This is a genomic window from Akkermansia sp. JRP_AM1 (assembly GCF_049262625.1).
GTDB classification, from domain to species: domain Bacteria; phylum Verrucomicrobiota; class Verrucomicrobiia; order Verrucomicrobiales; family Akkermansiaceae; genus Akkermansia; species Akkermansia massiliensis.
Genome location: NZ_CP118234.1, coordinates 2,354,034 through 2,367,169, shown reverse-complemented (window position 1 = coordinate 2,367,169; position 13,136 = coordinate 2,354,034). Strand labels below are relative to the sequence as shown.

Sequence of the window (13,136 nt, the reverse complement as noted above, 5' to 3'; positions counted from 1 at the left end):
AATAACGCGCCGCCTTCCGCGCTTGCCGGAAATTGACTGTCCAGCCGCGGGCGTTAAGTCCTGTTTGAAAAATTGCACCGCTGCATGGATACGCCGTCTTCCATGGCATGGAAGCCATGCTTTTCATAAAAGGCGGCGTTCCTGCTCTCCTCCGGCATGATTTCAATGTACAGGTAGTCCTTGTACTTCTCCTTGACCATTTCCATCATTTTTCCCGCAATTCCCCTGCCGTGATAGTCGGGATGCACCAGGACATAGTGCATGTAGGCTACCAGCTCGCCGTCGTCCAGCAACCGCACCAGCCCGACCAGCCGGTCGCCATCCCACGCGGTAAATACCGTGGACGAATTCATCAGGGCCTTGTACAGCCGGGCCGGATACTGGCCGGAAATCCATCCAACGGACAGGAACAGCTCCTGCACTTTTTCCCTGGTAAACTTCTTTTCTTCCGTAAAAACAATCATTTTTCCCCTTGGTTCAAGATGATGGCCGGAATGCAGCGTGACACCCGCATGCCGGGCAATGGGGCAACGTCATCTGCCGCTCCCGTCATAGTCCTTATGATAAAGACCGCAGACCCCGGAGACAAGCAACTATCATCCCTTCCTTCATTCTTCATTAAACAGCATGAGGAGAGCCGGAGGGGCTTGAGGCACTCCTCCACATTGATCACATGGAAGTTGGCTTCCGGGCCAGCCCCGGCCGTTCTCCATGGAAGATTAAGCCAACGCGCCCTTGTAAAAGGCTTTCCTGCGCCGGAACCGCAGAAGTTGTTTTTCCGTGCCCTTCCCGTGTTTTAAGGACTTGCCACCACAGCATTTTTCCTTAGAGTCTTTCCGGTATGCTTGAAGCCCTGCAAAACGCCTTTTTCCAGACCGGGGACGCGCTCACAACCTGGCTGTCCGCCTTCAGCAGTTTCCTGTGGGGATGGCCACTGCTCATCATGCTGCTTGGCACTCACCTGTACCTCACCATCATCCTGCGCTTTCCTCAGCGCTACCTGCTGAAGGCTCTTAAACTGTACTTTGTGAAGGACCATACGGACAAAGGGGACATCTCCCCGTTCAGCTCCCTGATGGTGGCCCTGGCCGCCAACATCGGCGCGGGGAACATCATCGGCGTAGGCGTGGCGATTGCCGCAGGGGGGCCCGGAGCCATCTTCTGGTGCTGGCTCACAGGCGTACTGGGCATGGCCACGCGGTATTCGGAAGGTCTGCTTGCCATCAAGTACCGGGTGGAAAACAAGGACGGCAACATGAGCGGCGGTCCCATGTTCGTACTGGAACGCGGCATGAAATGCAAATGGATGGGCGTGGCCTTCGCCGTCTTCACGGCCATTGCCGCCTTCGGCATCGGCAACCTGACGCAGGGGAACGCCGCGGCGGAACAGCTCCATCACGCATTCTCCATTCCCTCATGGGGAACGGCCATCGTGCTGACTGTCCTCACGGCCATGGTCATGCTGGGGGGCATCCGGAGCATTGCCAGGGTATGCGCCTTCTTCGTGCCGTTCATGGCCGTCATCTACATTCTGGGGTGCCTGTATATTCTGGCCGTTCAGGCGGACTACGTCCTTCCGGCCATCCGGTACATTCTGGACTGCGCCTTCACGGGGGAAGCCGCCGCAGGGGGCGTGGTGGGAGCGGCCGTCATGACGGCCATGAGGACCGGCGTAGCCCGCGGCCTTTTTTCCAATGAAGCCGGGCTGGGCTCCGCCGCCATCGCCTCCGCCGCCGCACAGAACCGCAACCCCGTACGGCAGGCGCTCATCTCTTCCAGCGGACCGTTCTGGGATACCGTGGTCATCTGCGCACTCACGGGCATTGTGCTGACTACCAGCATCCTCGCCCACCCGGATATTTCGTCCAGTGACGGCCCCCGGCTCACTACGCTGGCATTCAGTAAAATTCCTTATGTGGGCTCCCCCTCCTGACGGTCAGTTTGGTCACTTTTGTAGTCTCCACCATCCTGGGCTGGTCCTACTTTGGGGAAAAAGCCCTGGAGTACCTGGGGGGCATCCGGCTGATCACGCCTTACCGCGTCATCTGGGTGGCGGCGGTCTTTACCGGCTGCGTTTCCAAGATAGACCTGGTATGGGTGTTTGCGGATTGCGCCAACGGCCTGATGGCCCTTCCCAACCTCATTTCACTGCTGGCCCTTTCCGGCGTGCTTGTCCAGCAAACGCGGTACTACCTCTGGCAGCACAGGCTGGACGATTATGACGATTCCCACATTCCGGAAGGCAGATAACGATTTTTTTAAACTCAGATTCAAATAATTCTTGCCTTTCGGCCTCCGGTAGTATTTACTTCGCCGCGCAGTCCCTGCAAACCTAAAAGTCGCGTTCGTCTAGCGGTCTAGGACTCCCGCCTTTCACGCGGGCAACACGGGTTCGAGTCCCGTACGCGATGCCAGCTTTACCGCCGCAGCAGTTACGATGCTTCCGCCCCTCCTTACCAGGGAAGGCATATTGGAAAGACGTAATGGCTGCGGTTTTCTTTTGGTCCGGTTCCTCCGGAATCAGGAAAGCGCGGACAGGACAGCAGGAAGCGGTATCCCCCTCCTTTTCAAATTCCGGAACATGTCTTACATCCCCCGGATTTGGCTTTCAGAAAGCCCTGTTATCTTTTAGAATTTCTTACACGCAAACGCCATGGATTACACACCTCTCATTGAAAAACGCCGCCAGCGCCTGGAAGAATTGGAAACGGTCATTGCCGAACCGGATTTTTTCAATGACCAGAAGCGGGCCTCGGAAACCATGAGGGAGCACCGCCGCCTGAAGGAACTGATGGAAACGTGGGATTCCCTGAATGCCACGGAACAGCAATTGGCGGACAATCAGGAGCTGGCGAAGACGGATGACCCGGAGCTGGCGGAACTGGCCGCCATGGAGATTCCCGAACTGGAAGCCGCGCTGGAAAAACTGCGCAGCGACGTGCAGTACAGCCTGCTTCCCCGCGACACGACGGAAGACCGGGACGCCATTATTGAAATCCGCGCCGGAACGGGCGGGGATGAAGCATCCCTGTTTGCCGGAGACCTGCTGCGGATGTACCAGCGTTTTGCGGAAGAACGCGGCTGGCGCTTTGAGCATCTGGAAAGCAGCCCGTCGGACGTGGGCGGCTTCAAGGAAGTCGTCTGCCGCATTGCCGGGGAAGAAGTGTTCCGCTTCCTGAAGTATGAAGGGGGCGTGCACCGCGTGCAGCGCGTGCCCGCCACGGAAACGCAGGGACGCATCCACACCTCTACCGCCACCGTGGCCGTCATGCCGGAAGCGGAGGAAGTGGACATAGAAATCCGCCCGGAGGACCTCCGCATTGAAGTGTGCCGTTCCGGCGGCGCCGGCGGCCAGCACGTGAACAAGACGGAATCCGCCGTGCAGATCTGGCACATCCCTACGGGCGTCTATGTCCGCTGCGAGGAAGAGCGCAGCCAGATGAAGAACCGTGAAAAAGGCATGAAGATTCTGCGCGCCAAGCTCTTTGAAGCCAAGAAGCGGGAAGAGGCGGAAAAATATTCCGCCGCACGCCGCAACCTCATTGGCTCCGGCGGCCGTGAAGAAAAAATCCGGACGTACAATTTCCCGCAAAACCGCCTGACGGACCACCGCATCGGCTATACGTCCCACAATCTGGACGGCATCCTGATGGGGCAGATGGAAGACCTGATCATGGCTCTCCAGCATGCGGAAATGCAGGAACGCCTGGCGGAAGCCGGCATGTCCTAACCCCCTTTTCCTTTCATGAAAACCCTACTGGAAGTTCTTCAGTCCGGCACGGACTACCTGGCGCGCCAGGGCTGTGACGAGGCGCGCGCCACCATGCAGCACCTGATGGCCCATGTTCTGCACTGCAACCGCACGGCTCTTTACTCCCGGTTTGACAGGCCTGTTGAAGAAGCGGAACTGGCTCCCCTCCGCGAGTTGCTGAAACGAAGGGCGGCGGGAGAACCGCTGCAGCACCTGCTGGGGTTCACGGAATTTTTCCGGAGGGATTTCCTGACGGACGCGCGCGCCCTGATTCCCCGCCCGGAAACGGAAGAACTGGTGGAAATGGTGTTAAAGAAAATCCCGGACCGTCCGGTACGCGTGCTGGACATGGGTACCGGTTCCGGCATCATCGGCGTCACGCTGGCTCTGGAACTCAAGGAGCGCGCGAAGGAAGTCGTTCTGGCGGACATTTCCCCGCAGGCTCTGGACCTGGCGCTGGAAAACGCCATGCGGCTGGGAGCCAGGGTCTCCACCGTCCAGACGGACCTGTTTGAAAACATCCCCCTGGAAAAACCGGTCCTGCGCCAGGAAGGAGCGGATTCTTCCGCTTCCGTGCCTGAGGAGGAAGAGAAGGATGCCGGACGGGAAATGCGCTTTGACGTCATCGTGGCCAACCTGCCCTACATTGCGGATGGAGAGGAGCTTGCCCCGGAAGTCATGAAAGATCCCCATACGGCCCTGTTCGGAGGCCCGGAAGGCTGGGAAATCATTGAACGCTTTCTGGCCCGCGCCCGGGACTACCTGAATGAAAACGGCTTCGTAGCCCTGGAAATCGGACATGACCAGGCGGCAGCCGTGACGCAGATTATGGACGGCTACGGCTATAATTACATTGAAGTGCTGAAAGACATGAGCGGCGTAGCCCGCTTCCCCTTCGGTTATCATTAACAATTATTCCTTCCCCCTTTCACTCCATGCAGGCGGCGCGCATTCTGGTTGACGGACAAAGCGATCTGGTGCTGGACTACGGCATTCCGCCGGAAGCGGGGGACGTCAGGCCGGGCTGCCGCGTGCAGGTTCCCCTGCGCAACAGGACGGCCACCGGCACTGTTCTTACGCTGTCCGAGCCGGACCCTGCCTGGAAGGACAGGCTCAAGCCCATTCTGAAACTGATCGACCCGGAACCCTTGATTTCTCCGGTCATGATGAATCTGGCTTCCTGGGCGGCGGACTATTATTCCGTAGCGCTGGACCAAATGATCCGCTGCCTGCTCCCGGAAACCGTCCGTCAGGAAAACACGGCGGAAAAAATGCGGAAAATGGTGCATCTGGAAAAACGTCCGTCCCGTGAGGAGCTGGATGCCCTGTACCGCAAAGCGCCCCGGCAGGCCCAAATGCTGGATTATTTTTCATCTGCGGAACAGATGGAAGCGCCTCTGGCCGCATTCGGCACGGGGGCTCTGAACATCGCCCGCAGCCTGGCGGCCAAGGGCTTCATCTCCCTGAAGGAGGAATCCGTGCACCGCGACCCCAGCACCGGAGAGCAGTTCGTCCCCAGCCAGCCCATGAAGCTGAACGACCAGCAGCAGAAGGCGCTGGAAGAAATCACGGCCATGTGCACGGCGGAGCACAAAAAACCGGTGCTCCTGCAAGGAGTCACCGGCTCCGGCAAAACGGAGGTTTACCTTCAGGCCGTCTCCCAAATGGTGAAATCCGGAAAATCCGCCCTGATCATGGTACCGGAAATCTCCCTGACGCCCCAGACCGTCCAGCGCTTCAAATCCCGTTTTGCGGAACTGCCCTCTTCCGTGGCGGTGCTGCACAGCCTCCTATCGGACGGAGAACGCTTTGACGAATGGCACGCCATCCGTTCCGGAAAAGCACGCATCGTCATCGGCCCCCGTTCCGCCGTCTTCGCCCCTCTTCAGAACCTGGGGCTGGTGATTGTGGATGAGGAGCATGACGCGTCCTACAAGCAGGAAAGCTCCCCCGCTACCACGGGCGGGACCTGGCCGTGCTGCGCGCCCATCTGGAAGACTGCGCCGTGGTCCTGGGCTCCGCCACCCCTTCCCTGGAAAGCATCCATAACGCCCTGACCGGAAAATATTCCCTGGTGAAGCTGACGGAAAGGGCGGACGGCCAGCAGCTCCCCCTCATCCGCATTCTGGACATGAAGACGGAGGGCAGAAACAAATCCGGCCCCAACGTCATCTCCGAGCGGCTCAGAATGTCCATCGACCGGCGGCTGGACAAGGGGGAACAGGTCATCCTTCTGCTCAACAGGCGCGGATTCGCACGCTCCATCCAGTGTCCGGACTGCGGCCACGTGGTGACGTGCCTGCACTGCTCCCTGCCCCTGACCTACCACCGTACGGAGGACCGCCTCATGTGCCACCTGTGCGGGTTCAAGGCCCTGCCGCCCCGCACCTGTCCGGAGTGCAGGTCCGCCAATATCATGCTCCAGGGGTACGGTACCCAGAAGGTGGAGGAAATCCTGCGGCGCACCTTTCCTGCGGCGCGCATCACGCGCGTGGATGCGGACGTGGCCCGGCGCAAAAACGCCGTCAGAACCATTCTGAACCAGTTCCGCGCCCATAAGATAGATATTCTCCTTGGCACCCAGATGATTGCCAAGGGGCTGGACTTTCCCAACGTGACGCTGGTGGGCGTGCTGAACGCGGACCTGGGTCTCCATATCCCGGATCCCCGCGCGGGAGAGCGCACCTTCCAGCTTCTGACGCAGGTGGCGGGCCGCGCCGGCCGCGGCGACCTTTCCGGGGAGGTCATCATCCAGACCTTTACCCCCCAGTCCCCTTCCCTGCAGTACGCCCGCCATCACGATACGGACGGCTTTGCGGCGCAGGAGCTGGAAATGCGCCGCTCCTTCGACCTGCCGCCTTTCACCCACATCGCCGTGCTGACCATACGCTCCCAGCATGAAAACATGGCGGAATTCGCCACGCGCACGCTCGCGGCGCGCCTCCGCGGCATGCTGCCCCCTCCAGCCACGATGACGGACCCCATGCCGGCGCCCATTCCCCGCGCACACGGCCAGTTCAGATTCCAGATCACGGTCAAGGGGCCGTCCGCCCGCATCCTCTCCCGCACCCTGCGGAAGCTGGTGCAGGAAGCCGGGCTGGGGGACGACCTGACCGCCGTGATCGACGTGGACGCCATGTCATTCATGTAAGCCGCCTTGCCAAATCCGGACGGCCGCATTAAAATTCCGGCACAACACAACTTACTATTATGCTGCTTCATTTCTACAAGATGACGGGCGCCGGAAATGACTTTGTCATGGTGGACAACCGTGACCTGGAACTTTCCTCCGTGCTGGACAAGGAGACCATTGAAGCCCTGTGCGACCGCCGCTTCGGCATCGGGGCGGACGGCCTGATTGCCGTGGAACCGTCCCGGGGCAAGGGGGAACCGTGCGCATGCGCTATTACAATGCCGACGGCGGAGAAGCGGAAATGTGCGGCAACGGAGCCCGCTGCTTCGGCAACTTCGCCGCGGCCCTGCTTCATCACGACAAATCCGCTCCCCTCCCCTTTGAAACGATGGCCGGCATCGTGACCGCCACCTTTGAAAAGGACGGGAATGTCACCGTGAACCTGACGGATCCCCACTCCCTGCAGCTCTTTGTGCTGAATGCGGACCCGGCGGTGGGGGCGGACGTCCACTTCCTGAATACAGGCGTTCCGCACGCCGTAGCGTTTCTGGACAAGCTGGACGGCCTGGACGTTCCCCGTCTGGGCGCCTACCTGCGTTACCATAGCGCATTCTCTCCAAAAGGCACCAACGCCAACTTCGCCAGGATCCTGTCTCCGGGGCACATCGCCATACGTACTTATGAACGCGGCGTGGAGGATGAAACGCTTGCCTGCGGAACGGGCATGACCGCCAGCGCGCTGCTGCACGCCGTATTGACGGATGCCCCTTCACCCATTCAAGTGGACGTAGCGGGAGGGGACACGCTCAAAGTAGGCTTCCAGCGCACGGGAGACCGCTTTACCAGCGTGACGCTGACCGGACCGGCGGACCTCGTCTTTACCGGAGACATAGAACTCTGACCGGCTCCTCGCGGAAAAACGCCGTTGTCCTCCGTCATCAGGGAGCATGCCTGTTCAGCAGGGAACACTCTGCCTTTACATAACCGCCGTAATTGTTGCAGAATGCCTTGTACACGGCAGGGCCCATATTCGTCTCGCAATAATACTTTACGGTAATGCAGTCCTTCTTGCGTTCCACATTCAGAAAACGGCTGGACAGCAGAACCAGGTTGCTCTGGTAATTCCACAGGGCCATGTCACGCGCCATTTCCTCATTGATCTTCTCACAAATAAAACTCTCCGGCGGGGGAAACAAAATGGCGCTGACAACGCTGATCAGGCAAATTCCGGGCACCACTCCTATCGCAAGCACTCCGTGGCACTTCCTGACAAAGGGGATGTGGTTCCGGAACTTCCGGAAGAGGAAGAAACGGAACAAATAACCCGCCAGCAGCATCACCGGAAAGGAAACATTCACGTACTCAAAAGCCAGGCTCATTACTCCAAGGGCAAAAAAGCCGATGCCCTTCCACACCTTCCTGTACACCGGGATGCAGGCGCAAAGAAACACGTACAGAATATATCCCAGCAGACAGAGGAACGGGAGAAGCGTTCCTGTAAATATGTGCTCCACCATGCAGTCCCACGGATATTCCCTGCTGGGAGCACATGCCTCATGAAAAAACATGCACACCATGCTCAGAATCACCAGCCCGGCAAGGAGGATGGCCTTTACTTTTCTTGATTCATACAGAAGCCACAGCAAAACGACGCCAAAAGGCAGTAAATAGCAGCCGATACTGCTGAACACAGTGGACAACATGGGAATGTGAGGAAAGAAATTCATGGCTTGGATAGGGACAACTGGCTGGTTAACGACTCAAAGGCATCTGTGACTGTGGCAACAATAATTGGAAATAAAATAAATTCAAACATTCGTTTTCAAATAATGCAGAAAAAATCATATTCTTCTCATAAAAAACCGTTCAGCACGACTCTCCAACTTGACAAAACAACCTTCTGGAAAAGATAATAACGCTCTGATGAAGCACTCTCTTTTCCTCCCGGCGGCCATCCTTCCTCTTCTCCTCTCTCTGCCCCAATGCAGCCGCAAGCCGCTCCTTCCGGAATACACGCCCCTGTGTGCCGGAATGGTGCCCGGAAAACACACCTCCCCCCGCGCCCTCCAGGCACGGGAAAACAGAACCTACCGGGTTGGCCCGAAAGGCGGTGTGTATTACATCAATTCCCACAATAAAAAAGTCTACATCAAATCCAGGAGGATTCAATAGAAGACCACGCAAACACCCCGTAACTTTCCAAATGGGAAACAAATAATTGCTTTACCCGTCCCTTATTTTATTTTTGAGAAAATATTCCGTCTAAAAAACTCATCAAACTTATTTTCTTCTTGCCAAAACGGAAGAGGACGGGTAATGTCTGCCGCACCACAACATTAAATGGTGTCGGTAGTTCAATGGTAGAGCCCCAGATTGTGATTCTGGTTGTTGCGGGTTCGAGCCCCGTCCGACACCCCATCCCCTTTCCTTCATGAAAAAGAGCACTTATGGTGCTCTTTTTACTATCCATCCGCATGCGCAATCCAGAATTCGTCAAAGCCGCTTTTTCCGCCATTGCGCCGCGCTATGTGGCCACCAACCATGTACTGAGCATGGGCGTGGACCTGCTCTGGCGGCAGCGCGTCGTGCAGCTCGTCTCCGAATGGAAGCCGGAACGCCTCCTGGACCTGGCGACGGGAACCGGGGATCTGGCCCTAGCCATCCTGAACGCCATGCCGGAAATCCGGCTGACCGGTTCCGACTTCTGCCAGCCCATGCTGGACGTAGCGGCCAGACGCGGACTGGACAACCTGGTCTGTGCGGACGCCATGAACCTGCCCTTTTCCTCCGCCTCCTATGATGCAGTCACCGTCGCCTTCGGCCTGCGGAACATGGCCAGCTATCCGGACGCCCTGCGGGAAATGGGCCGCATGCTGCGGCCGGGGGGCCATTTGCTCATTCTGGATTTCTCCCTGCCTGAAAACCTGCTGAAAAGCCCCTACCGTTTTTACCTGCACCGCATCCTCCCCGTCATTGCAGGCTGGATGACCGGCCACCGGGAAGCCTACGACTACCTGGCGGAAAGCATTGAAGCCTTTCCCAGCGGCCAGGCCATGCAGGACCTGCTCCGGGACTGCGGCTACAGCAACATCACGGCAGAACCCCTGAACGGGGGAATCGCCAGCATCTACACCGCCCAGCGATGAGTGCGGGTGACGCGAGAGAGGGCATTATCCGCGGCAGGGCGTCGCGCGCCCGCCTGGGGGGTAAACTTGCCGGACTGTCCCTGCCCCGCCAGATCGCCGTCATTGCCTTCTGGCCCTTCCTGGAACAGCTTCTGAGCTTCTTCGTCACCTCCTCCGACCTCTTCATTGCTACCAAAATCGGGCTGAACGCGCAGGACACCATCAACATCTCCGACGGCATGGGGGCCGTCGTCTTCCTCATGTGGTTCGGCTTCGTCATCCAGGGGTCCATCATGATGGGGGCCACGGCCATCGTCTCCCGCATGACCGGAGCCAGGGATTACCCCCAGGCGCAGCACGGGCTGCACCAGGCCGCCATGCTGGGACTGCTGGCCGGCATCATCTCCTGCGGGCTGCTCTTCGCATGCAGCGGCTTCCTGGTCACGCACGTGCTGACCATGAATGAAGCCGCCAGGGCCTACGCCCTGCAATACGTCTATGTGGCCGCCTTCGCGGCCCCCTTCAGCGGCGTGGTCTTTGCCATCAATGCCGCCCTGCGCGGCTCCGGAGACACGCGGCTGCCCTTCTGGATCATGATGGGCGTGGGCATCCTCAACGTCATTTTCAGCGTCACCTTCGTCTTTGCGGACGCCCCGCTGGGCGGCTGGCGCATCGGAGGCATTGCGGCGGGAACGGTCTGCGGCTACGGCATCAGCATGTGCGCGCTCCTCTTCATCATGCTGCGGCGCAGGAAAAAAATATTCGCGGGAAGAGAAAACGAATCCCTGGAAGAACTCGTCAAGGAACGCGGGGAACACTATGCTCCGCCGCTGTACCTCAGCTTCTCCCATCTGCGGCCGGACATGGGCATGCAGAAGCGCATCCTGAAAATCGGGCTGCCGCAGGCCGTGGAAGTCTTCGGCATGTGGGGCATCCAGATGTTCTGCCTCTCCATCATCAGCGAACTGCCCATCAAGGGCGTGCTGGGCGTCCACAACATCGCCGTCCGCATTGAATCGTTAAGCTTCCTGCCCGGATTCGCCATCGGCATGGCGGCCTCCACCCTGGTGGGGCAGTACCTGGGAGCCCGGAACGCGCTCATGGCCCGCATCACCATCTGGAAATGCATGCGGTACGCCATCATCTTCATGACGGGGCTGGGCGTGCTCTTCTGCGCCTTCCCCTCCCTCTTCATGGAGATATTCTCCAATGGCAACATGACGCTCATTGACACCGGCATTCCCGTGCTGCGCACCATGCTGCTGGTGGAGCCCTTCTTCGCCGCCTGCATCGTGATGAAAATGTCCCTGCGCGGCGCGGGCGACACGCGGAGGGTCATGTTCATCTCCTACGGCATCATGGGCTTCTTCCGCGTCGTCTGCACATGGGTCTGGTTCAAGCTGGCTCCGGAAACCATGACCCTGTGGGGCATCTGGCTGCTCTTCGCCTTTGAAATGGCCGTCCAGTCCACCATCCTCTATAAAATCGTCAAGGGCCGGAGCTGGACAAAATTGCAAGTCTAACCTCCCGGACGCCTTTCCCGGACGCGTGCAAATCCAAAACGTGATGCCTGCATAAAAACTTTGCTCTTCCCGTCAAATTCTGCTATCGTTTCTCCACGTTGTTCTTCAACGGGCTCGTAGCTCAGCGGTTAGAGCAGGGGACTCATAATCCCTTGGTCGTAGGTTCGAACCCTACCGGGCCTACCATTTTTTCTTGAGTGGCCTTACCTATGCCTCTATTTTGCAAGATTTTCCACCGCAAACGGTTCTTATGGCATTCAGATTTTGTCATGCTTTCCGCCACGCACGGCTTTTTCAGTTTATAATGGTTCCAAAATAACTGATGCACCATGTGATGGCTGAATGCACCAATGCTCACATAAAGCATTCCGGGCTAGGAGCGGTGAAACAGTTTTTTGTTCCACTTTTTCAAACCTGCCTCTAATTTTTCCCTGGGGGTTTTCTTCCTGCCACTCAAATTGCGGATGAAAAAATCCCTGTAGTTATTGACGCAAAATCCGTTTCCCCTTCTCCTCACCTGTTCCACGGGAGAAGTAAATATCTCAATTAGAGCTGCCTTCAGTCTGGCCTCCTTTTCCTGAGCCCGTTCAATCTGCCAGGGGAGCCGTTTGGGTTCAGCCATCATGGCGAGCCATGATTCATCATCTTCATCAATTCTTTTGATTTCCGCTACAACTTCGTCCAGAGATGAATACCGGTGGCAATTAATAAATGCCCTGGGATTATAGTCCTCCTCAATTAATGGATTTCCCCAGTAAATAGGGATGGAGCGGGCCAGAAAGCTCGTGATTATTTTTTCTGTTGAATAACCCCGGTACCAGGCATTTTCACACGCAAAGGAAAACTTATAGGGGTTTTTCAACAGAATACTTCCCTTGAGCCAGTCATCGGACTCCCTGGGAACGGAACAGGGTGTATTGTTCAAATGCTTTCCTATGGAATTGATCTTCTTGTATTCAGAAAGCCGGGAAAACAACTGGATGCGGTAGGGATGCCCTTCTCCATGGGAGTAGATATAATTGCAGAATCCGCTTTTCCGGTTCAGGACATCAGCCACATTTTCCAATGGCAGCTGATCCGCCTGGACACGGTAGGAGGATAAAAAAGGCATCTCCAGAACGCGCCCCCCATGATTGGCGGAATCAAACCCTATGTGATAATCGAACAAATTCAAATCTGGAGCGAGGGCTTCTCCATATACATCCATGATCGTAATTTTTCCTATGGAATCCTGTAAAAATTGAAGATATGTCTCTTTGGAAGAGGTATACAACCAAGGGAAGGCAATAAGAAAATCTGCGTTGTCCCTGTCTATTTCCAATTCAAGAATAGATGGATCTATCTTCCTGAAACGGCATAGAAAACCATCAATCTGCCATTCCTCAGCGCCCTGCATAAACCCGATTTTTACTTTCATTCCCTGTTTCTCAAATTGATGGGCATTATACAGTCCCATGTAAGCTAGTCAATCTGAACGAAGACAGACTCAACATCCTCATATATTCCATGCAAGCTTTTTAAATCCATCAGGGAGCCGTACAATCTCATAGTATATTTCCTCTTGAAAAAAGCAGGTTCACCGACCATAAAATACCAAATTCAGT

Annotated in this window: 14 protein-coding genes and 3 tRNA genes; 14 read left to right on the top strand and 3 right to left on the bottom strand. The window is 57.0% G+C overall.

Going from position 1 to position 13,136, the window contains the following annotated elements:
• Positions 1–53: 53 nt before the first annotated feature.
• A complete protein-coding gene (locus tag PVA48_RS11330) occupies positions 54–464 on the bottom strand; it encodes a GNAT family N-acetyltransferase (protein ID WP_102728015.1) in 411 nt (136 codons plus the stop codon).
• 377 nt (positions 465–841) lie between these two features.
• Here PVA48_RS11330 and PVA48_RS11325 point away from each other — a divergent pair, with 377 nt between their 5' ends.
• The 9 genes from PVA48_RS11325 to dapF all read left to right on the top strand — a co-directional run bounded on the left by PVA48_RS11325 (position 842) and on the right by dapF (position 7,785).
• Positions 842–1,933: an alanine/glycine:cation symporter family protein gene (locus PVA48_RS11325; protein WP_423231752.1), complete on the top strand. Its 1,092-nt coding sequence runs from the start codon at positions 842–844 to the stop codon at positions 1,931–1,933.
• An 8-nt stretch (positions 1,934–1,941) separates the two neighbouring features.
• The gene (locus PVA48_RS11320) at positions 1,942–2,250 is read left to right on the top strand and encodes an alanine:cation symporter family protein (RefSeq protein WP_423231751.1); all 309 of its coding nucleotides are present in this window, start codon (positions 1,942–1,944) and stop codon (positions 2,248–2,250) included.
• Positions 2,251–2,338: 88 nt separating this feature from the next.
• Positions 2,339–2,414 (top strand) — tRNA-Glu (locus PVA48_RS11315).
• Between the two features lie 239 nt (positions 2,415–2,653).
• Complete coding sequence (gene prfA, locus PVA48_RS11310; protein ID WP_102728013.1) at positions 2,654–3,730, top strand: peptide chain release factor 1; 1,077 nt, start codon at positions 2,654–2,656, stop codon at positions 3,728–3,730.
• 15 nt (positions 3,731–3,745) lie between these two features.
• Entirely contained in the window at positions 3,746–4,660 is a 915-nt protein-coding gene (gene prmC / locus PVA48_RS11305) for a peptide chain release factor N(5)-glutamine methyltransferase (RefSeq protein WP_022397045.1), read from the top strand.
• A 26-nt stretch (positions 4,661–4,686) separates the two neighbouring features.
• Complete coding sequence (locus PVA48_RS11300; protein WP_423231750.1) at positions 4,687–5,808, top strand: DEAD/DEAH box helicase; 1,122 nt, start codon at positions 4,687–4,689, stop codon at positions 5,806–5,808.
• Entirely contained in the window at positions 5,727–6,902 is a 1,176-nt protein-coding gene (priA, locus tag PVA48_RS11295) for a replication restart helicase PriA (RefSeq protein ID WP_423231749.1), read from the top strand. Before PVA48_RS11300 ends, priA begins: the two co-directional genes overlap by 82 nt.
• A 59-nt stretch (positions 6,903–6,961) precedes the next feature.
• The gene (locus PVA48_RS11290) at positions 6,962–7,288 is read left to right on the top strand and encodes a hypothetical protein (RefSeq protein ID WP_423231748.1); all 327 of its coding nucleotides are present in this window, start codon (positions 6,962–6,964) and stop codon (positions 7,286–7,288) included.
• Positions 7,186–7,785 (top strand): diaminopimelate epimerase, encoded by a 600-nt coding sequence (dapF, locus tag PVA48_RS11285; protein ID WP_423232524.1) that lies wholly within the window; start codon positions 7,186–7,188, stop codon positions 7,783–7,785. The genes PVA48_RS11290 and dapF overlap by 103 nt, the downstream gene beginning before the upstream one ends.
• Before the next feature lie 37 nt (positions 7,786–7,822).
• On the opposite strand, the gene PVA48_RS11280 is transcribed toward dapF, so the two are convergent.
• Entirely contained in the window at positions 7,823–8,587 is a 765-nt protein-coding gene (locus tag PVA48_RS11280; RefSeq protein ID WP_022397042.1) for a hypothetical protein, read from the bottom strand.
• A 220-nt stretch (positions 8,588–8,807) separates the two neighbouring features.
• Here PVA48_RS11280 and PVA48_RS11275 point away from each other — a divergent pair, with 220 nt between their 5' ends.
• From PVA48_RS11275 to PVA48_RS11255, 5 genes are all read left to right on the top strand, one after another.
• A complete protein-coding gene (locus PVA48_RS11275) occupies positions 8,808–9,056 on the top strand; it encodes a hypothetical protein (protein WP_022397041.1) in 249 nt (82 codons plus the stop codon).
• A gap of 171 nt (positions 9,057–9,227) precedes the next feature.
• Positions 9,228–9,302, top strand: a tRNA-His gene (locus PVA48_RS11270).
• Positions 9,303–9,358: 56 nt separating this feature from the next.
• Complete coding sequence (locus PVA48_RS11265) at positions 9,359–10,030, top strand: ubiquinone/menaquinone biosynthesis methyltransferase (RefSeq protein WP_102721379.1); 672 nt, start codon at positions 9,359–9,361, stop codon at positions 10,028–10,030.
• Entirely contained in the window at positions 10,027–11,532 is a 1,506-nt protein-coding gene (locus PVA48_RS11260; RefSeq protein WP_102728012.1) for an MATE family efflux transporter, read from the top strand. The genes PVA48_RS11265 and PVA48_RS11260 overlap by 4 nt, the downstream gene beginning before the upstream one ends.
• A gap of 110 nt (positions 11,533–11,642) precedes the next feature.
• A tRNA-Ile gene (locus PVA48_RS11255) sits at positions 11,643–11,718 on the top strand.
• A 187-nt stretch (positions 11,719–11,905) separates the two neighbouring features.
• Here PVA48_RS11255 and PVA48_RS11250 read toward each other — a convergent pair.
• The gene (locus tag PVA48_RS11250; protein WP_423231747.1) at positions 11,906–12,988 is read right to left on the bottom strand and encodes a glycosyltransferase family 10 domain-containing protein; all 1,083 of its coding nucleotides are present in this window, start codon (positions 12,986–12,988) and stop codon (positions 11,906–11,908) included.
• Positions 12,989–13,136 lie beyond the last annotated feature (148 nt).